General features: G+C 67.8%; 20 protein-coding genes. 2 read left to right on the plus strand and 18 right to left on the minus strand.

Annotated features, from left to right (window positions below; genetic code table 11):
- Positions 1-35 precede the first annotated feature (35 nt).
- On the plus strand, positions 36-929 hold the full coding sequence (locus N1032_RS09460; RefSeq protein ID WP_259538813.1) for an HhH-GPD family protein: 894 nt from the start codon (positions 36-38) through the stop codon (positions 927-929).
- A gap of 27 nt (positions 930-956) precedes the next feature.
- Here N1032_RS09460 and rbfA read toward each other — a convergent pair whose 3' ends face one another.
- From rbfA to N1032_RS09485, 5 genes are all read right to left on the minus strand, one after another.
- Entirely contained in the window at positions 957-1,400 is a 444-nt protein-coding gene (rbfA, locus tag N1032_RS09465) for a 30S ribosome-binding factor RbfA (protein WP_259538814.1), read from the minus strand.
- A gap of 76 nt (positions 1,401-1,476) precedes the next feature.
- On the minus strand, positions 1,477-4,314 hold the full coding sequence (gene infB, locus N1032_RS09470) for a translation initiation factor IF-2 (RefSeq protein WP_259538815.1): 2,838 nt from the start codon (positions 4,312-4,314) through the stop codon (positions 1,477-1,479).
- A gap of 359 nt (positions 4,315-4,673) precedes the next feature.
- The gene (locus N1032_RS09475) at positions 4,674-4,925 is read right to left on the minus strand and encodes a YlxR family protein (protein WP_259538816.1); all 252 of its coding nucleotides are present in this window, start codon (positions 4,923-4,925) and stop codon (positions 4,674-4,676) included.
- 8 nt (positions 4,926-4,933) lie between these two features.
- Positions 4,934-5,932 (minus strand): transcription termination factor NusA, encoded by a 999-nt coding sequence (gene nusA / locus N1032_RS09480; protein ID WP_259538817.1) that lies wholly within the window; start codon positions 5,930-5,932, stop codon positions 4,934-4,936.
- 58 nt (positions 5,933-5,990) lie between these two features.
- A complete protein-coding gene (locus N1032_RS09485; protein ID WP_259538818.1) occupies positions 5,991-7,754 on the minus strand; it encodes a proline--tRNA ligase in 1,764 nt (587 codons plus the stop codon).
- Between the two features lie 124 nt (positions 7,755-7,878).
- Here N1032_RS09485 and N1032_RS09490 point away from each other — a divergent pair, with 124 nt between their 5' ends.
- On the plus strand, positions 7,879-8,484 hold the full coding sequence (locus N1032_RS09490; RefSeq protein WP_259538819.1) for a methylated-DNA--[protein]-cysteine S-methyltransferase: 606 nt from the start codon (positions 7,879-7,881) through the stop codon (positions 8,482-8,484).
- Here the strand turns inward: N1032_RS09490 and N1032_RS09495 are convergent.
- The 13 genes from N1032_RS09495 to N1032_RS09555 all read right to left on the minus strand — a co-directional run bounded on the left by N1032_RS09495 (position 8,436) and on the right by N1032_RS09555 (position 18,926).
- Positions 8,436-9,179, minus strand: a complete 744-nt coding sequence (locus N1032_RS09495) for a YaaA family protein (protein WP_259538820.1) — start codon at positions 9,177-9,179, stop codon at positions 8,436-8,438. The two genes, N1032_RS09490 and N1032_RS09495, sit on opposite strands and share 49 nt — an antisense overlap.
- Before the next feature lie 167 nt (positions 9,180-9,346).
- Positions 9,347-9,613 (minus strand): F0F1 ATP synthase subunit epsilon, encoded by a 267-nt coding sequence (locus tag N1032_RS09500; RefSeq protein ID WP_259538821.1) that lies wholly within the window; start codon positions 9,611-9,613, stop codon positions 9,347-9,349.
- Between the two features lie 2 nt (positions 9,614-9,615).
- A complete protein-coding gene (gene atpD / locus N1032_RS09505) occupies positions 9,616-11,079 on the minus strand; it encodes a F0F1 ATP synthase subunit beta (RefSeq protein WP_259538822.1) in 1,464 nt (487 codons plus the stop codon).
- Between the two features lie 40 nt (positions 11,080-11,119).
- Positions 11,120-12,016 carry a F0F1 ATP synthase subunit gamma gene (locus tag N1032_RS09510; RefSeq protein WP_259538823.1) on the minus strand — a complete coding sequence of 299 codons (897 nt, stop codon included), beginning with the start codon at positions 12,014-12,016 and terminating at the stop codon, positions 11,120-11,122.
- Positions 12,017-12,019: 3 nt separating this feature from the next.
- Positions 12,020-13,657 carry a F0F1 ATP synthase subunit alpha gene (atpA, locus tag N1032_RS09515; protein WP_259538824.1) on the minus strand — a complete coding sequence of 546 codons (1,638 nt, stop codon included), beginning with the start codon at positions 13,655-13,657 and terminating at the stop codon, positions 12,020-12,022.
- 53 nt (positions 13,658-13,710) lie between these two features.
- Positions 13,711-14,508, minus strand: a complete 798-nt coding sequence (locus N1032_RS09520) for a F0F1 ATP synthase subunit delta (RefSeq protein ID WP_259538825.1) — start codon at positions 14,506-14,508, stop codon at positions 13,711-13,713.
- A gap of 3 nt (positions 14,509-14,511) precedes the next feature.
- A complete protein-coding gene (locus N1032_RS09525) occupies positions 14,512-15,069 on the minus strand; it encodes a F0F1 ATP synthase subunit B (protein ID WP_259538826.1) in 558 nt (185 codons plus the stop codon).
- A 29-nt stretch (positions 15,070-15,098) separates the two neighbouring features.
- A complete protein-coding gene (atpE, locus tag N1032_RS09530; protein WP_137836859.1) occupies positions 15,099-15,335 on the minus strand; it encodes an ATP synthase F0 subunit C in 237 nt (78 codons plus the stop codon).
- A 48-nt stretch (positions 15,336-15,383) separates the two neighbouring features.
- Complete coding sequence (atpB, locus tag N1032_RS09535; protein WP_259538827.1) at positions 15,384-16,175, minus strand: F0F1 ATP synthase subunit A; 792 nt, start codon at positions 16,173-16,175, stop codon at positions 15,384-15,386.
- Positions 16,176-16,367: 192 nt separating this feature from the next.
- On the minus strand, positions 16,368-16,838 hold the full coding sequence (locus tag N1032_RS09540) for a hypothetical protein (protein WP_259538828.1): 471 nt from the start codon (positions 16,836-16,838) through the stop codon (positions 16,368-16,370).
- Positions 16,835-18,037, minus strand: a complete 1,203-nt coding sequence (locus N1032_RS09545) for an MraY family glycosyltransferase (protein ID WP_259538829.1) — start codon at positions 18,035-18,037, stop codon at positions 16,835-16,837. The genes N1032_RS09540 and N1032_RS09545 overlap by 4 nt, the downstream gene beginning before the upstream one ends.
- A gap of 3 nt (positions 18,038-18,040) precedes the next feature.
- On the minus strand, positions 18,041-18,703 hold the full coding sequence (locus N1032_RS09550) for an L-threonylcarbamoyladenylate synthase (RefSeq protein WP_259538830.1): 663 nt from the start codon (positions 18,701-18,703) through the stop codon (positions 18,041-18,043).
- A gap of 34 nt (positions 18,704-18,737) precedes the next feature.
- Entirely contained in the window at positions 18,738-18,926 is a 189-nt protein-coding gene (locus tag N1032_RS09555; RefSeq protein WP_259538831.1) for a PLDc N-terminal domain-containing protein, read from the minus strand.
- Positions 18,927-18,946 lie beyond the last annotated feature (20 nt).

The raw sequence follows: 18,946 nt of genomic DNA on the forward strand, positions 1-18,946 counted from the left end.
GTAGACGCGTCGGCGGCGCCGCCTAGGGTGGAGGGATGCCCGCCGAGACCGACTCCGCCGCCCGGCAGTTCGCCACCCGGGTGATCGACTGGTTCGGGGTACACGCGCGCGACCTGCCGTGGCGGCGGCCCGGCTTTCCGCCCTGGGGCACGCTGGTCAGCGAGTTCATGCTGCAGCAGACCCCGGTGGTGCGGGTCATCCCGCGTCTCGACGAGTGGCTCACGCGCTGGCCCACGCCGGCCGACCTCGCCGCGGCGCCGGCGGGCGATGCGGTGCGCGCCTGGCAGTCGCTCGGCTACCCCCGCCGCGCCCTCAATCTTCACGCCTGCGCCGTGGCGATCACCGACCGCTTCGACGGCGCCGTGCCGAACGACGTTCCAGCGCTGCTCAGCCTGCCGGGCGTCGGCGACTACACCGCCCGCGCCGTCGCCGTGTTCGCGTTCGGCTCGCGGCATCCGGTCGTCGACACCAACGTGCGCCGGGTCATCGCCCGGGCGGTCGAGGCGCAACCGGATGCCGCAGCCCCGAACGCCCGGCACGACCTGCCTGCCATGGCGGCTCTGCTACCCGCCGACGACGACGATGCGGCAAGGTTCAACGCCGGCATGATGGAGCTCGGCGCGCTGGTGTGCACGGCGCGCTCCCCGACGTGCGAACGCTGCCCGCTGGCCGAGGTGTGCGCCTGGCGTCAGGCGGGCTATCCTGCCACCGACGTCGCGCGCCGGCCGACGCAGAAACGCTACGAGGGGTCTGACCGGCAGGCCCGCGGCGCGATCCTCGCGGTGTTGCGCGCCTCCGACGGCGCGGTGCCGACGCACGTGCTGGCCGAAGCCGTGCCGGATGCCGCCCAGTTCGGGCGTGCGCTGGCCGGGCTCCTCAAAGACGGCCTGGTCACCGCGACCGCCGACGACCTCTTCGCCCTCCCCTGAGGCAGGGCTCGATTCGTCCTGAGAGCGTCAGCTCTCGTCGTCGTCGTCGATCACCCGCGGCTTCACGTAGGGGTCTTCGTCGCCGGCGTACTGCGCCGTCTTCGCCAGACCCTCGACCTCGGCATCGCGGGCGCGGGCCTCGGCCAGCAGGCCCTCGAGCGCCTGCGCGTTCTCGGGCAGCGCGTCGGCGATGAACTCGAGCGACGGCGTGAGCCGCGCCGTGATGTTCTTGCCGACCTCGCTCCGCAGCATGCCGGTGGCCGACTTCAGAGCGGCAGCCGAATCGGCCCGCTCGCGGTCGTCGCCGTAGACGGTGTAGAAGATCGAGGCGTGCTGCAGATCTCCTGTCACCCGCACATCCGTGATCGTCACGAAACCCAGCCGCGGGTCTTTGAGACCGCGCTCGAGCGTCTTCGCCACGATCACCTTGATACGGTCCGCCATCTTGGCGGCACGAGCCGGATCAGCCACAGCATCCTGCCTTTCAGTCGTTCTTCACGAAGGAGTGGTGAGACCTCGGCCTCACCACTCCTCCGTCAGCCTCTCGCTAGACGCGGGGCTTCTCTTTCATCTCGATGGTCTCGATCTCGTCGCCGATCTGGATGTCGTTGAACTTGCCGAGACCGATACCGGCCTCGAAGTCCGTGCGCACCTCGGTGACGTCGTCTTTGAACCGGCGCAGCGACTCGATGGCGAGGTTGTCCCCCACCACGACACCCTCGCGGATGACCCGGGCCTTGGCGTTCCGCGTGATCGTTCCCGACCGCACGATGACACCCGCGATGTTTCCGAACTTCGAAGAACGGAAGATCTCGCGGATCTCGGCCACACCCGACTGCACCTCTTCGAACTCGGGCTTGAGCATGCCCTTGAGCGACGACTCGATGTCGTCGAGCGCGTTGTAGATGACCGAGTAGAACCGGATGTCGACGCCTTCACGAGCGGCGCGCTCGCGCGCCTTCGTGTCGGGCCGCACGTTGAACCCGATGATGATCGCGTTGTCGACGGTGGCCAGGTTGACGTCGCTCTCGGTGACAGCACCCACACCACGGTGGATGATGCGCAGCTGAACGCTGTCGTCGACCTCGATCTTGAGCAGCGACTCCTCAAGTGCCTCGACGGCACCCGAGACGTCACCCTTGATGATGAGGTTGAGCGCCTCGACCTTGCCCTCTTCGAGAGCACGGGTGAAGTCTTCGAGCGAGATGCGCTTGCGGGCCTTGGCCAGCTGGGCGTTGCGCTCGGCGGCTTCACGCTTCTCAGCGATCTGACGCGCGGTGCGGTCCTCCTCGGTGACGAGGAAGGTGTCGCCGGCTCGGGGCACGGTCGACAGACCCTGCACCTGCACCGGACGCGACGGGGTCGCCTCGGTCACGGTCACGCCGTTCTCGTCGACCATCGCCCGCACGCGCCCATAGGCGGTGCCGGCCACGATCGCGTCTCCGACGCGGAGCGTTCCCGACTGGATGAGCACGGTCGCCACCGCACCACGGCCCTTGTCGAGCTTGGCTTCGATCGCCACGCCGCGGGCATCCTTGTTGGGGTTGGCCCGCAGGTCGAGACCGGCGTCGGCGGTGAGGAGCACCGCGTCGAGCAGATCTTGGATGCCGATGTCGTTGCGCGCCGACACGTCGACGAACATGACGTCTCCACCGTATTCCTCGGCCACGAGGCCGAATTCGGTGAGCTGCTGACGCACCTTCGCCGGGTTGGCGTCGGCCTTGTCGATCTTGTTCACCGCGACCACGATCGGCACGTTGGCCGCCTGGGCGTGGTTCAGTGCCTCGATCGTCTGCGGCATGATGCCGTCGTCGGCCGCGACCACGAGGATCGCGATGTCGGTCACCTGCGCACCACGGGCACGCATGGCGGTGAACGCCTCGTGGCCCGGCGTGTCGATGAAGGTGATCGGGCGCTCGATGCCCTCGTGCTCGGTGACGACCTGGTAGGCACCGATGTGCTGGGTGATGCCACCCGCCTCACCGGCGACGACGTTCGCGTTGCGGATCGCATCGAGAAGGCGCGTCTTACCGTGGTCGACGTGACCCATGACGGTGACGACCGGGGGACGGATCTCCAGGTCTTCGTCGGTCTCGTCTTCCAGCTCTTGGTCGAGATCGATGTCGAAGCCCTCGAGCAGCTCGCGGTCTTCTTCTTCGGGCGAGACGACCATGATCTTGTAGCCGAGCTCTTCGCCGAGCACCTGGAAGGTGGCCTCGTCGAGCGACTCGGTCGCCGTCGCCATCTCACCGAGGTGGAACAGCACCGTCACCAGGTTGCCCGGGCTCGCGTCGATCTTGTCGGCGAAGTCGGTGATGGAGGCACCACGACGCAGCCGCACGACGGTGTTGCCGTCGCCGCGGGGAACACTCACGCCGCCGAGCGACGGAGCTTCTCTGAGCTCGAATTCTGCTCTCTTCGTGCGCTTCGACTTGCGAGCCTTGCTCTTGCCGCCACCGCGACCGAACGCACCGGCGGTTCCACCACCGGGGCCACGGCCACGACCGCCGGCGCCGGGGCGAGGCGCGAAGCCACCGCCGCCGGGAGCGCCGCCCGGACGGAATCCGGGCGAACCCGGAGCCGGTCGCGCGCCGCCACCCTGAGCCGCACCGGGGCGGAAGCCGCCGGCACCCGCTCCGCCCGGGCGGAAGCCGCCGGGACCGCCCGGACGCGGAGCGCCGGGACGAGGAGCACCCGGGCGCGGGGCGCCGGGACGAGGAGCGCCAGGACGCGGGATGGCCGAGTTGGTTCCGCCACCGCCGGCACCGGCGCCACCGCGCTGCATGCCCTGCTGGCTCGCGAACGGGTTGTTGCCGGGGCGGGTGGCGCCGGGGCGCTGCATGCCCTGCTGGCTCGCGAACGGGTTGTTGCCCGGGCGCGGGATGCCCGGACGCGGAGCGCCGGGACGGGGGGCAGCGGTGTCAGACGAGCCGGACTCCGCGGCCGGCGCCGCCGGAGCAGCGTCGGACTTCGGAGCAGCGGGTGCCGCGGACGCAGCCGGAGCAGCCTGCGCCGCCGGGGCGGGCGCGGCCGGAGCCTTGGCGGCGGGCGCGGCGGCCGGAGCCGGAGCCGCAGCAGCCGGTGAGGCGGGAGCCGCGGCCGGAGCGCTGGGCGCGGCGGCCACGGGTGCCGCCGGAGCCGGTCGCGCTCCCGGGCGCGGACCGCTTCCGGGCGTCGCCGCCTTGGGAGCGGGCGCGGCAGAAGCACCCGTCGAGGTGGCGCCGGCCTTGATCAGGGCCTCACGCAGCCGCCGGGCGACGGGGGGTTCGATGCTCGAAGAGGGGCCCTTCACGAACTGGCCCATCTCTTTGAGGGTTGCAAGGGCGACCTTGCTGTCGACGCCGAGCTCGGCGGCGACTTCATGTACACGTGGTTTTGCAGCCACAATTCTCCTGTCTCGGGTCTACCCGAAACAGGCAGACCATTAGTAGCGGAGGGGTCTCATTTCGAGCCGCTCATTAGTGCTTGTCACTCATTAGCTGGTCACTTTTTCAGTCATTCTGGCGCGAGCGCCGGGTCTGTTGAACTGATCGGGCCGTTCTCGCGGGGTGACCCTGCGAGCACGTGGATGCGCTTCGCGGCGACCTCGTGCGCACCGGTCCGGGCATCGAACTGCCGCGAACGGAGTAGGGGGCCGGGATGGGGATGGCGATTCTCACGGGGAGACCGCCTGGCACGCACGCGGAACCCCGCACGCATTCTCATCTACTCCATAGTACACCCCGCGCCGGGCGGGCTCCGCTGTCAGCCGACCGATTCGGCGGCCTGCAGGTCGATCGACGCGGGTGCCCGTAACGCGCGGGGGAAGGCCCTCGAGCGTTCCGCGCGGGCGGCGCACGCGGCATCCGGGTGCAGCCACGCCCCGCGACCGGGGAGGCTCCGCCGCTCGTCGATCACGAGCCGGCCCTCGGATGCCACGAACCGCAACAGCTCGGATCGGCTGCCGCGCTTGCGGCAGCCGACGCAGGTTCGAACGGGGTCGTGCTCAGTCGCCATCGACGTGGTCAGTCGCCATCGAGGATGGAGTCGGGCTGGATGTCGATCTTGGCGCCCGTGAGCTTGGCGGCGAGGCGGGCGTTCTGCCCCTCTTTGCCGATGGCCAGCGACAGCTGGTAGTCGGGCACGAGGGCGCGAACGGCCTTGAGAGACTCGTCGATCACGAAGGCGCTCGACACCTTGGCAGGCGAGAGCGCGTTCGCCACGAAGGTGGGCAGGTCGTCGGAGTAGTCGACGATGTCGATCTTCTCGTTGCCGAGCTCGGCGGTGACCGCGCGCACACGCTGGCCCAGTTCGCCGATGCAGGCGCCCTTGGCGTTCACGCCGGGCTCCGTGGCACGCACCGCGATCTTCGTGCGGTGGCCGGCCTCGCGGGCAAGGGACACGATCTCGACGACGCCCGAGGCGATCTCAGGCACCTCGAGCGCGAAGAGCTTGCGCACGAGCGACGGGTGTGTGCGCGACACGGTGATCGAGGGGCCTTTCGGACCCTTGGCCACGCTCGTGACATAGACGCGGATGCGCGAACCGTGGGTGTAGCTCTCGCCCGGAACCTGCTCTTCAGGAGGCAGGATCGCCTCGATCGTGCCGAGGTCGACGTGCACCATGCGCGGGTTGGGCCCCTGCTGGATCACTCCGGCGACGATGTCGCCCTCGCGGCCGCGGAACTCGCCCAGCACGTGGTCGTCGGCGATGTCGCGCAGACGCTGGTTGATCACCTGCTTCGCGGCGAAGGCGGCGATGCGGCCGAAGTCGCTCGGGTTCTCCTCGGCCTCGCCGATGAGCACGTCGTCTTCGTCGTATTCGGGAACGTAGATGGAGATGTGCCCGGTCTTGCGATCGAGGTGCACGCGCGCCGAAACCGTGCCGTCTTCGGTCGTGGCCGGCCGGTCGGTGTGCTTGAGGAATGCCGTCAGGATGGCCTGCTCGATGATTCCCACGAGTTCCTCGAAGGGAATCTCTCGTTCGCGTTCCAAGAGACGTAAGACGCTGAGGTCGATGTCCATTTCCGGCCTCCTCTGTTCAGATCTAGATGCCGATTCATCCGGCAGTCAAACGCAAAGACTACCTGAAGCTGGCGGCCACGGCATCCAGAGCGACCTGCGTTCGCTCTCCGCTTCTGCGATCCCAGAGCTCGACGACCCCGTCAGCCACCCCGCGGCCGACGATCACGATCGTCGGAACGCCGATGAGTTCGGCGTCGCCGAACTTCACGCCGGGCGAGACCTTGGGCCGGTCGTCGAAGAGCACGTCGAGCCCCTTCGCCTCGAGGTCGAGCACCACGCGCTCGGCGGCCTCGTAGATGGCCGGGTCTTTGCCGGTGGCGATGACGTGCACGTCGAACGGCGCGACCGTGGGGGGCCAGATGAGGCCCTTGTCGTCGTTGTTGAGCTCGGCGATGATCGCCAGGATGCGCGTCACGCCGATGCCGTAGGAGCCCATCGTGACGGTGACGAGCTTGCCGTTCTCGTCGAGCACCTTGAGCCCGAGCGCCTCGGCGTACTTGCGGCCGAGCTGGAACACGTGGCCGATCTCCATGCCGCGAGCGAGCTCGACGGGGCCCGAGCCATCCGGAGCCGGGTCGCCGGCCAACACCTCGGCCGCCTCGATGGTGCCGTCGGCCACGAAGTCGCGCCCGGCCACCAGGCCGAACACGTGCTCGCCGGGCACGTTGGCGCCTGTGATCCACTGCGTGCCGTCGACCACCCGCGGGTCGACGAGATAGCGGATGCCGGTGCTCGACCCGTCGCCGAGCACGGCGCCGCCCGTCGACCACGGCCCGATGTAGCCCTTCACCAGGCCCGGGTGCTTGGCGAAATCGGCCTCGTTGGCCGCCTCGACCTCGGCCGGGGCGAACGCCACCTCGGCGCGCTTCAGGTCGACCTCGCGGTCGCCGGGCAGGCCGATCACCACGAGCTCGCGCGTGCCGTCGAGGTGCACGAGGGTGAGCACCACGTTCTTCAGGGTGTCGGCCGCGGTCCAGGCGCTGCCGTCGGCGCGCGGGTGGTCGGCGTTCGCGGCGTCGACCAGGCTCTGGATGGTGGGTGTGTCGGGGGTGTCGTGCACCTCGGCGGCGGGAAGGCCCTCGAGGGGCTTCGCGTCGGGCGCGAGCGTCGTGAACGCCTCGACGTTGGCCGCGTAGCCGCCGGCCGAGCGCACGAAGGTGTCTTCGCCCACGGGTGTCGGGTGCAGGAACTCCTCGCTTTTCGAGCCGCCCATGGCGCCGGCATCGGCCTTGACGATCACGTACTCGAGACCGAGCCGGGTGAAGATGCGCTCGTAGGCGTCGCGCTGCGCCTGGTAGGAGGCATCCAGCCCTGCATCGGTGTAGTCGAACGAGTAGGCGTCTTTCATCGTGAACTCGCGGCCGCGCAGCAGACCAGCGCGAGGGCGTGCCTCGTCGCGGTATTTGTCTTGGATCTGGAAGATCGTCAACGGCAGGTCTTTGTAGCTGTTGTAGAGGTCTTTCACGAGCAGCGTGAACACCTCTTCGTGCGTCGGCGCCAGCACGAGGCCGGCGTCTTTGCGGTCGTTCAGCCGGAACATGCCGGGGCCGTACTCGTCGTAGCGGCCGGTGATCTCGTAGGGCTCCTTGGGCAGCAGCGCCGGGAAGTGCACCTCGAAGGCCCCCGCGGCGGCCATCTCGTCGCGCACGATCGCCTCGATCTTCGCCTTGACCCTCAGCCCCAGCGGCAGCCACGCGAAGATGCCCGGCGCCTGGCGGCGGATGTAGCCGGCGCGCACGAGCAACACATGGCTCGCCACCTCCGCGTCGGAAGGATCTTCACGAAGGGTTCTGAGGAAGTACGAAGACAAGCGAGTAGGCACGAGAACGAGTTTAGCCAGCCCGTTCCCGCTGTCTTCTTCTCCCGCATCCCGGGCGTGGCCGGAATTATCCACAGATTCCGCCGGGGTGGTCGCCGGCGATGCGCGGCGGCCTACCGTCGGGCGCATGGACACACTCATTCAACTCCGCTCGGCGTCGCCCTATCTGCAGCGCTGCGAGACGCCGATCGGCCGTCTCGAGGTGGCGAGCGACGGCGAGTCGATCACCGCGGTCGCCATCGAACGCAACGGCACGCTCCCCCACGACGGCCTGGCCTACGATTCCACCGCGGTGGCCGACGAGGCCGTCGCCCCGCTGCTCGACTACTTCCAGGGCTACCGGCGACGGTTCACCGTTCCGGTGACCCACCGGGGCACACCGTTCCAGGTGGCCGTGTGGCAAGAGCTCGCGGCCATCGGCTGGGGCGAGGTCACGACCTACGGCGCCATCGCGGCGGCGGTCGGCAAGGTCGGGTCGGGTCGCGCGGTGGGCGGCGCGATCGCCTCGAACCCCACCCCGTTGCTGGTCGGCTGCCACCGTGTGCTGTCGGCGAGCGGGCGCATCACGGGCTACAGCTGGGGCAAAGGCGTCGCCACCAAGGCCTGGCTGCTCGATCACGAGAGCATCGGGCACGCGCCCCTCACGCCGAGTGCGCCGCCATCGGCGGCGACGGCCGCCGCCCCTCAGACCTCCAGCAGGAGCTCCCCCGTGGGCGACACCGACAGGCGGTGACCGGATGCCGCGCCCCAGGCGACGAGTTCGTCGACCGTGCCGAAATCGACCCCGTGCTCCACGAGCGCGCGAACGAGGGTTCCCTTGCCCTTCTTGTTGAAGTGGTTGAGGGCACGCTGCTGACCATCGGCGCCGGTCGTGACCACCCGCACGAAGTGGCCGGTGCCCGGCGGCAGCGGCCCGAGACCGACGTAGGCCTCCGACCGCAGATCGAGGATGAGCTCGCCGCGGTGGGCCTCGAGTTCGCGCGAGATCGCGGCGCCCCAGGTCGCTTTGATGCCCGGGGCGTCGAGGCGGGAGTCGTGCGAGAGCCGGTAGGCCGGGATGGGGTCCGACGCCCGCAGCAGGCCGAACAGCGCCGAGTGGATGCGCACGTGCTCGGCCGCGAACGCGCGGGCATCGGGCGCGAGGCTGGGCGCGTCGAGGGCTTCGTAGAGCACGCCGGTGTAGCGGTCGATGGCGGGCATGGTGGGCGCCTTCGCGAGGGCGCGATTGCGATCAACCTCGAACGCGAGCTTCTGGCCCAGTTTCAGCCGGGTCATCATCTCGTCGGGGCGCCGGGCGAGCTGCACCACCCGGCGAACGAGCGCCCGGCGGGTCGGCGAGAGCCGCGGATGCGCGAGGGAGCTGAAGTCGAGCGGGTCGCCCGATCCGCCGTCGCGCTTGGTCTCCGACGGCGGCAGGAGGATGAGCACGGATCGTCTCCTTTCACGACAGCAGGTTCATGGCGGTGGGCTCACGAGAGGGTTCACGACAGGGTGCGCCCGCGGGAGGTGCGCGGCGGCGGCCCCGCACGGGAAAGGCCGCCGTGCTGCTCCGAGGAGCGGGCACGGCGGCCTGAGCCGATGGGATCGGCCGGGTGCTACTTGACCAGTTCCGCGTCGCGGGCGACGATCGTCACCACGTCGTTGTCGACCGAGAGGAAGCCGTCGTCGGCACGGGCGACGATGCGCTCACCGCCGGTGGCGTTCACCCGCACCTCACCCGAGGCGAGGATGGCGAGCATCGGCTCGTGACCGGCCAGAATGCCGATCTCACCCTCGACGGTCTTCGCGATGACCATCGACGCCTCGCCCGACCAGATCTCCTGGTCGGCCGACACGACGCTCACTGTCAGCGGAGAAGCCATGCTTAGCCGTTCTCCTTCTGGATCTGAGCCCACTTCTCTTCGACGTCGCTGATGCCACCGACGTTGAAGAAGGCCTGCTCGGCGACGTGATCGTAGTCGCCGCGAGCGATCGCGTCGAACGACTCGATCGTCTCTTTCAGCGGAACCGTCGAACCCTCGACACCGGTGAACTTCTTCGCCATGTAGGTGTTCTGCGACAGGAACTGCTGGATGCGGCGCGCACGGGCCACGGTGATCTTGTCTTCTTCGGAGAGCTCGTCGACACCGAGGATCGCGATGATCTCCTGCAGTTCTTTGTTCTTCTGCAGGATCTGCTTCACCGTGGTGGCGACCCGGTAGTGGTCGGCGCCCAGGTAGCGCGGGTCGAGGATGCGGCTGGTCGACGTGAGCGGGTCGACGGCCGGGTAGAGGCCCTTCGACGCGATCTCACGCGAGAGCTCGGTCGTCGCGTCGAGGTGCGCGAACGTCGTGGCCGGGGCCGGGTCGGTGTAGTCGTCGGCCGGCACGTAGATCGCCTGCAGCGAGGTGATCGAGTGACCACGGGTCGAGGTGATGCGCTCCTGCAGAACGCCCATCTCGTCGGCCAGGTTGGGCTGGTAGCCCACCGCCGAAGGCATGCGGCCGAGAAGGGTCGACACCTCGGAACCGGCCTGCGTGAAGCGGAAGATGTTGTCGATGAAGAGCAGCACGTCCTGGTTCTGCACATCGCGGAAGTACTCCGCCATGGTCAGCGCCGACAGGGCGACGCGAAGTCGCGTTCCCGGCGGCTCGTCCATCTGGCCGAAGACGAGGGCGGTCTTGTCGAAGACGCCCGCTTCTTCCATCTCGTGGATGAGGTCGTTGCCCTCACGGGTGCGCTCGCCGACACCGGCGAACACCGACACACCACCGTGGTCCTGCGCCACGCGCTGGATCATCTCCTGGATGAGCACGGTCTTGCCGACGCCCGCTCCACCGAACAGGCCGATCTTGCCGCCCAGCACGTAGGGGGTGAGCAGGTCGATGACCTTGATGCCGGTCTCGAACAGTTGGGTCTTCGACTCGAGCTGGTCGAACGCCGGCGGACGGCGGTGGATGGGCCAGCGCTCGGTGATCTCGATCTTCTCGCCGGGTGCCGCATTGAGCACCTCGCCGATGACGTTGAAGACCTTGCCCTTGGTGACGTCACCGACGGGAACGGAGATCGCGGCACCGGTGTCGCGCACTTCCTGACCGCGGATGAGACCATCGGTGGGCTTCAGGGCGATGGCGCGAACGAGGTCGTCGCCGAGGTGCTGAGCGACCTCGAGCGTGATCTCGTGCGACTCGCCGCCGATGGTGATGGTGGTCTTGAGCGCGTTGTAGACCTCGGGGATCGAGTCGTGCGGGAACTCGATGTCCACGACCGGGCCCGTGACACGCGCGACCCGGCCGAGGCCGGTGGGCGTCTCCTCCGCCTGGACTGGCGCGGTTGCAGTGTCAGTCATTGTGCTTTCTCTTTTCTTCACGTGCCCTGACGGGCGCTGTCTACTTGGCGGAGGCCAGTGCGTCGGCCCCGCCCACGATTTCGGAAATCTGCTGCGTGATCTCACTCTGACGGGCGTTGTTGGCCAGTCGGGTGTAGTCGCGGATCAGGTTGTCGGCGTTGTCGCTGGCCGACTTCATCGCCTTCTGGCGCGCGGCGTGCTCGGCGGCCGCCGACTGCAGCATCGCGTTGAAGATGCGGCTCTCGACGTAGATCGGCAACAGGGCGTCGAGAACCGTCTCGGCGTCGGGCTCGAACTCATAGAGCGGGAAGACCTCGTTGGTCTCGGGCTCCTCGCCCTCGACGATCTCGAGCGGCAACAGGCGAACCACCTCGGGAACCTGCGACACCATGCTCACGAAGCGGTTGAAGACGAGGTGGATCTCGTCGACGCCGCCCTCTTCGTCGTCGAGGTTGTAGGCCTCGACCACGGCATCGGCGATCTCTTTCGCGGTCTCGAAGACGGGCTGGTCGGTGCCGCCCGTCCACGACTTCGCGCTGTCGCGCTTGCGGAAGCTGAAGTAGCCCACCGCCTTGCGGCCGACGAGGTAGTAGACGACCTTCTTGCCCTCACTGCGCAGCAGTTCGGCGAGGCTCTCGGCTTCTTTGAGGATCGACGACGAGAACGCACCGGCCAGACCGCGGTCGGACGTGAAGATCACGATCGCCGCGGTGTCGAGCTTCTCGCGCTCGGTCGTCAGCGGGTGATCGACGTTCGAGTAGGTCGCGACGGCCGAGACCGCGCGCGTGATCGCACGGGAGTAGGGGGTCGTCTGAGCCACCCGGGTCTGCGCCTTCTGAATGCGCGACGCGGAGATGAGCTCCATCGCCCTCGTGATCTTCTTGGTCGTCTGGGCCGATTTGATCTTCGACCGGTAGACCCGAAGCTGAGCTCCCATGGTTTAGCGGCGCCCTTTCACGATCTTCTCCTGGTTGACGTCTTCGGGGGCGGTGGGAGCGAACTCCTCGCGGCCGACCGAGGCGAGGGGCTTGCCCTCACCGGTCTGGAACTCGAGCTTGAAGTCGTCGACCGCCTTCTCGAGCGCCTCGACGATGCCGTCGCTCAGCAAGTTGGTGTCGCGCAGTTCGGTGAGCACCGTCGTGTTGCGGCCCAGGAAGTCGTGGAACTCGGCCTCGAAGCGCAGGATGTCTTCGACCGGAACCTCGTCGAGCTTGCCGTTGGTGCCGGCCCAGATCGAGACCACCTGGTTCTCGACCGGGAAGGGCGAGTACTGAGGCTGCTTGAGCAGTTCGGTGAGGCGCGCGCCGCGGGCGAGCTGACGACGGGATGCCGCGTCGAGGTCGGACGCGAACATCGCGAACGCCTCGAGCGAGCGGTACTGCGCCAGTTCGAGCTTGAGCGTGCCGGAGACCTTCTTGATCGACTTCACCTGGGCGTCACCGCCGACTCGCGAGACCGAGATTCCCACGTCGACCGCCGGGCGCTGGTTGGCGTTGAAGAGGTCGGACTGCAGGAAGATCTGGCCGTCGGTGATCGAGATCACGTTGGTCGGGATGTAGGCCGAGACGTCGTTCGCCTTGGTCTCGATGATCGGCAGGCCGGTCATCGAACCCGCGCCCAGCTCGTCGGACAGCTTCGCGCAACGCTCGAGCAGACGGGAGTGCAGGTAGAACACGTCGCCGGGGTAGGCCTCGCGTCCCGGGGGACGACGCAGCAGCAGCGACACGGCGCGGTAGGCCTCGGCCTGCTTCGACAGGTCGTCGAAGATGATCAGAACGTGCTTGCCGCCGTACATCCAGTGCTGGCCGATGGCCGAGCCGGTGTAGGGAGCCAGGTATTTGAAGCCGGCCGGGTCGGATGCCGGCGACGCGACGATGGTGGTGTACTCCATCGCTCCGGCGTCTTCGAGCGCGCCCTTCACCGAGGCGATGGTCGAGCCCTTCTGTCCGATCGCCACGTAGATGCAACGCACCTGCTTGTTGACGTCGCCCGACTCCCAGTTGGCCTTCTGGTTGATGATCGTGTCGATCGCGATGGCCGTCTTGCCGGTCTGGCGGTCGCCGATGATGAGCTGGCGCTGGCCACGGCCGACCGGGATCATGGCGTCGATCGCCTTGATGCCGGTCTGCAGGGGCTCGTGCACCGACTTGCGCTGCATGACGCCCGGAGCCTGCAGCTCGAGCTCGCGGCGACCCTCCGTGGCGACCTCGCCGAGGCCGTCGATGGGGTTGCCGAGCGGGTCGACGACGCGGCCGAGGTAGCCGTCGCCGACGGGCACCGAGAGCACCTCGCCGGTGCGGGTGACTTCCTGGCCCTCTTCGATGCCGGTGAACTCACCGAGCACCACGACGCCGATCTCGTCTTCGTCGAGGTTCTGGGCGAGGCCGAGCGTGCCGTCCGAGAAACGGATCAGCTCGTTCGCCATGACGCCCGGGAGGCCTTCGACGTGGGCGATGCCGTCTGCGGCGTCGATCACGTAGCCCACCTCGGTGGTCGCGGCCTTGCCGGGCTCGTAGGCCGCGACGAAGTCCTTGAGCGCGTCGCGGATCTCGTCGGGGCGGATCGTAAGTTCAGCCATCGTTTTCCCTTTTCTGATGGGGCCTGACCCCAGTGTGTTCCGGTGCCCGCCGATTAGCCAGCGAGCTGAAGTCTCAATTCGTTGATGCGCGAGGCGACGCTGCCGTCGATGACGTCGTCGCCGATCTGGATGCGCACTCCCCCGATCACCGACGGGTCGATGATCTGGTTGACCTGCACCGCGCGGCCGTACTGCGTGGAGAGCAGGCTCTGCAGTCGGTCGAGCTGCGCGGAGTCGAGGGGCCTGGCCGCCGTGACGGTCGCGACCGCCGAACCGGCCTGGTCGGCCACGATGGTCGACGCATAACGGATCAGCTCGCCGATGCGGCGCCCGCGCGGCTGAGTGACCAGCTGACGGGCGATGGCCGCCGTCTGCACCGAGGCGCGACCGCCCAGCAGGCGTTCGACGAGCGCACGCTTCTGGTCGGTGGAGCCGAGCTTCGACCCGAGCGCGAGCTCGAGCTTCGAATCGCTCGTCACGGCACGGCCGAACTCGAACAGCTCGGCGTCGATGGCCGCCTCGGCGGGTGCCGAGAGGGCGATCGCACGGATGCCGATCTCTTCGATTCCGGCGAGCAGGTCGCTGTGGCTCGACCACCGGCTCGAGGCGATGTCCGAGAGCAGGTCGACGGTGTTCGGGCCGTAGCCCGGGCCGAAGAGCTGCTTCACGAGCGCCGCCTTGATGGGGCCGTCGACCCCGGGGTCGGAGAGGGCTCCGAGCAGGTGTGACGAATCACCGATGATCCGGCCCGCGGCGAAGAGCTCTTCTCCCGTGGCCAGATCGACCTTGGAGCCAAGGCTCGCCAAACGAGCCTTGGCTTCTCCAAGGGCAACTCTGGTCGCGCTACCCATGTGTTACTTCTTTCCCGACGTGTCGGATGCTTCGAGGTCGGCGAGGAACCGGTCGACGAGCGCCGTGGCCTTCTGGTCGTCGGTGAGCGACTCCCCGATGACGTTCGATGCGAGATCGATGGCGAGGCTGCCGACTTCGGAGCGCAACGACACGAGGGCGGCCTGACGGTCGGCTTCGATCGCGACCTGGGCGTTGGCCTTGACGCGCTCGGCGTCGGCCTGTGCCTGGGCGGTGAGCTCCGATCCGATGCGCTGGGCGTCGAGACGCGCCTGCTCACGGATCTTGCCGGCCTCGGCGCGTGCCTCGGCCAGCTGAGCGGTGTACTGCTCGAGAGCTGCTTCTGCCTCGCGCTGCGCTTCGTCGGCCTTCTCCATGTTGCCCTCGATGGCGGCGGAACGCTCGTCGAGGAGCTTCTTCATGCGAGGCAGCACGAGCCGCCAGAAGAAGAACAGGATGACCACGAAGCACACCGCTGACCAGATGATGTCGTACGGTTCAGGCAGCAGCGGGTTGGCGGGCGTTTCGCCCTCCGTGGCTGCGACCAGGATGGTCTGGAGCATGACGCCTCCTTCCTAGGGTGAAAGAGGGTCTAGAAGCCGAAGATGAAGCCGGTTGCGATACCGATGAAGGCGAGGGCCTCGGTGAACGCGATACCGATGTACATCAGCACCTGGAGACGGCCGGCCAGCTCGGGCTGACGGGCGACGCCCTCGATGGTCTTGCCGACGACGATGCCGACGCCGATGGCCGGGCCGATTGCGGCGAGGCCGTAACCGACGGTGGCGATGCTACCGGAGATCTCGGCGAGGATGGCGGTGTCTGCCATTGTTGTTCCCTTTCGTGATGGTGGAGCAGGCGGGTGCCTGGCGCCGTTTTAGTGTTCGTCAGCCAGCGCGAGCTGGATGTAGACCGTGGTGAGAAGTGCGAAGACGTAGGCCTGCAGCACGGCCACCAGGATCTCGAAGAGCGTGAAGACGAAGCCGAAGGCGAGCGTTCCCACGCCGAACAGACCGTAGAAGATGCTCGTCTGGGTGGCCGTGAAGAGGAAGAACTGCGTCGCCGAGAAGAACAGCACCAGCAGCAGGTGGCCGACCAGCATGTTCATCAGGAGTCGGAGCGTCAGGGTGATCGGCCGAAGCACGAAGGTCGAGACCAACTCGATCGGCGTCACGATGATGTAGAGCGCCTTCGGCACGCCGGGCGGGAACAGCGCGTTCTTGAAGAACGCCCCCGGGTGCTTCTTGATGCCCGCGTACATGAACGCGAACCAGGCGACCAGCGCGAGCACCAGCGGCATGCCGATGATGGCGTTCGACGAGATGTTGAGGAACGGGATGATTCCGGTGAGGTTCGCGAACAGCACCACGAAGAAGATGGTGGTGATCAGCGGCAGGAAGCGCCGGCCGTCTTTCTTGCCGAGCAGGTCTTCGGCGATGTTGACCCGGGCGAAGTCGAGGCCCATCTCGACGATGCTCTGGAAGCGGCCGGGAACCACCTTCATGCGGCGCGTTCCGATCCAGAAGATCAGGATGATGGCCAGCATCGCCAGGAAGCGGATGATGATGATTCGGTTGATTTCGAACGGCGTGCCAGCGAAGAAAATGGCGTCCGGGAAGAACTCATCGATCGACGGACCGTGGAAACCCCCGTCATCGGAAGTTGCCATTGGGGCTAGCAGGTTCACAGCGTTAGCTATCAGCGCTATCTCCTGTTTCGGGGCGTGGAACTTTTCACGGTTCTCGCGACGACGAACGGGTGGGGGTGTGCTGTCTCCGAGCGCCGAAGGCACTGTCGGACAGCGGAACGATCTGGTATTACCCTATCAATACTTAGGGCATCCTGACGAATCGTGAGGGGCTCATTGCCCGCCGGGAAGGCGCACATCGGAGGCGTACGGCATGCGGGTGCGTGCCACGACGACCACATCGACGACGAGGGCTCCGAGCACCGCGGCGACGATGCTGAGGAAGAGCACGAGGTCGTTCAGCCACGGCTGGCCCCGCAGCAGCACGACCACGACGATGAACAGCACGAACTTCACCATCCAGGAGCCCAGCACGATCACGAAGAACAGCGTCGTGTAGAGCGGCGACGCCGTGTAGCGGTTGGCCACGATGATGCTGACCACCGTGATGCCCGAGAACACCAGCACCATGACGGTGCCGATGAGGGCGCTGAGCGTGCCGGTCCAGCCGTCGACGACGAAGCCCACGACTCCCCCGACCACGGCGATCGCCGCCGCGAGGATGACGTCGTACTTCAAGATCTTCGAGAAGACCGCGCTCGACGACGGCGTCGGATAGTTTCCGCGGATCACTGGGTCGGTCACGTTCTGGGGCTCCTTGGTTCGTCGGCGGCCGCGTCGAGCGGGTCGTCGCCGGCTTTCACTTGCGCTTCGAGGGTACCCGCATCGGCTGACTGCGCCTCGATCTCGCGGCGCTTGGCCCGGCTGAGCGGCGACAGCGTCACGGCCGTGCAGACCACGAGCCCCACCCCGAGGAACACGAACGCCAGCCAGTAGGGCTGCAGCACGAAGAAGAGCAGGCAGCCCACCGAGATGACGGCCGTCCAGGCGTAGAAGATCAGCACCGCCTGGAGGTGGGTGTGCCCCATGTCGAGCAGCCGGTGGTGCAGGTGCTTGCGGTCGGCGCTGAACGGGCTCTTGCCGGCCCGCAGCCGCCGGATGATGGCGAGACCGAAGTCGAGCAGCGGGATGATCAGAATCGCGAACGGCAGCAGGATCGGGATGAACGCGGGGAACAGCTGCGACCGGCCGAGCTGCGCGGGGTCGACCTGCCCGGTCACCGCGATCGCGCTGGTGGCCATGAGTAGGCCCACCAGCAACGCGCCGGCATCGCCCATGAACAGTTTCGCCGGATGGAAGTTCAGCGGCAGGAAGCCGGCGCAGGCGCCGATGAGCACCGCCGTGATGAGGGAGGCGAGGTTGAAGTAGTCGGTGGGCGAGGTGTCTTGCACCAGCAGGTAGCTGTAGATGAAGAACACGCCGTTGGCGATCAGCGCGACGCCGGCCACCAGACCGTCGAGCCCGTCGATGAAGTTGATCGCGTTCATCACCAGCACCACCGTCAGGATGGTGATGACGAGCGACATGTTGCTCGAACCGATCGTGAGCCCGCCGATGGGCAGCGACACGATCTGCACGCCCTGCCAGGCGAGCAGGCCCGCGGCGATGATCTGACCGGCCAGCTTCGTGAGCCAGTCGAGATCCCAGATGTCGTCGGCCACGCCGATGAGCACGATGATGAGCGCCGCGCCGAGGATGGCCCAGACCTTGCCGGGCTCGGCGAACACGAGCCGGAACCAGCTGATCTGCGACGCCACCGTGATGGCGATCACGACGCCGAAGAACATCGCGATGCCGCCGAGCCGGGGCGTCGGGCGGGTGTGCACGTCGCGGGCACGGATCTTGGGATAGAGCCGGTAGCGGTGACTGAGCTTGTAGATCACCCAGGTGAGGCCGAAGGTGACCACGGCCGAGATGAGTGCGACGAGAAGATAGAACCGCATGCGTCAGGCGGTGTTCTCGGTCTGCAGCAGGTCGCCGACGACGCTCCGGATGCGCTCGGCCGACACGGCTCCGAGACGCACGACGGCGAGACGGCCGTCACCGGCGGTGGCGTCGAGGATGGTGGAGGCGACGGCATCCGCTCGCTCTCCCCCGTCGAGGTAGACCTCGACGCTGTCGCCGAGCATGGCGCGCGCGGCAGAGGCCGTAGCGGCCGCGGGCTGACCGGTGAGGTTGGCGCTCGACACCGCGAGCGGGCCGGTCTCGGCCAGCAGTTCGAGGGCGATCGGGTCGTCGGGCATGCGCAGGGCCACGGTGCCGCCGGTGTCGCCGAGATCCCACACCAGCGAGGGGGTGGCGCGCAGGATGATGGTGAGCCCGCCGGGCCAGAACTCGGCCACCAGCCGCCGCACGGAGTCGGGGATGTCGGTGGCCAGGGCGTCGAGCGCCGGCAGCCCCGGGATCAGCACCGGCGGCGGCGACTGGCGCGTGCGCCCCTTGGCGTCGAGCAGTCGCTGCACGGCACGCGGGTTGAAGGCGTCTGCGGCGATGCCGTAGACGGTGTCGGTCGGCAGCACGACGAGTTCGCCCTTGCCGAGCGCTGCCCGCGCGAGCCGCATTCCGGTGAGAAGCTCCGTCGGCGCAGAGCAGTCGTAAGTGGCAGCCATCTCGTCCCCCATGATAGCGGGACCGGAGCCCGGCCTATCGGTTGACGCGGCCTCGGCCGAAGATCAGCCACAGGATCGAGCCGAGCAGCGACAGGAAGAACGCCACCAGCAGCCAGACGAACTTGCCCAGGGCGCCGTGGTTGGGGTTCCGCAGGATCGACACCGCGGTGAGGATGAAGACGATGAGGCCCACGATGCCGAAGGTGATGGTGATCGGATCCAAGAGTGCCTCCTCGAGCGGCC

The organism is Herbiconiux daphne, from assembly GCF_024979295.1.
In the GTDB taxonomy this organism is placed as follows: Bacteria; Actinomycetota; Actinomycetes; order Actinomycetales; family Microbacteriaceae; genus Herbiconiux; species Herbiconiux daphnes.

Coding starts and splice junctions, on each gene's coding strand:
- N1032_RS09520 (WP_259538825.1), bottom strand. CDS start 14,508: ATGGGTAGCGCGACCAGAGTTGCCCTTGGAGAAGCCAAGGCTCGTTTG.
- atpB (WP_259538827.1), bottom strand. CDS start 16,175: ATGGCAACTTCCGATGACGGGGGTTTCCACGGTCCGTCGATCGATGAG.
- N1032_RS09525 (WP_259538826.1), bottom strand. CDS start 15,069: ATGCTCCAGACCATCCTGGTCGCAGCCACGGAGGGCGAAACGCCCGCC.
- N1032_RS09550 (WP_259538830.1), bottom strand. CDS start 18,703: ATGGCTGCCACTTACGACTGCTCTGCGCCGACGGAGCTTCTCACCGGA.
- atpE (WP_137836859.1), bottom strand. CDS start 15,335: ATGGCAGACACCGCCATCCTCGCCGAGATCTCCGGTAGCATCGCCACC.
- N1032_RS09490 (WP_259538819.1), top strand. CDS start 7,879: ATGGACACACTCATTCAACTCCGCTCGGCGTCGCCCTATCTGCAGCGC.
- atpA (WP_259538824.1), bottom strand. CDS start 13,657: ATGGCTGAACTTACGATCCGCCCCGACGAGATCCGCGACGCGCTCAAG.
- N1032_RS09545 (WP_259538829.1), bottom strand. CDS start 18,037: ATGCGGTTCTATCTTCTCGTCGCACTCATCTCGGCCGTGGTCACCTTC.
- N1032_RS09500 (WP_259538821.1), bottom strand. CDS start 9,613: ATGGCTTCTCCGCTGACAGTGAGCGTCGTGTCGGCCGACCAGGAGATC.
- atpD (WP_259538822.1), bottom strand. CDS start 11,079: ATGACTGACACTGCAACCGCGCCAGTCCAGGCGGAGGAGACGCCCACC.
- nusA (WP_259538817.1), bottom strand. CDS start 5,932: ATGGACATCGACCTCAGCGTCTTACGTCTCTTGGAACGCGAACGAGAG.
- N1032_RS09460 (WP_259538813.1), top strand. CDS start 36: ATGCCCGCCGAGACCGACTCCGCCGCCCGGCAGTTCGCCACCCGGGTG.
- N1032_RS09475 (WP_259538816.1), bottom strand. CDS start 4,925: ATGGCGACTGAGCACGACCCCGTTCGAACCTGCGTCGGCTGCCGCAAG.
- N1032_RS09510 (WP_259538823.1), bottom strand. CDS start 12,016: ATGGGAGCTCAGCTTCGGGTCTACCGGTCGAAGATCAAATCGGCCCAG.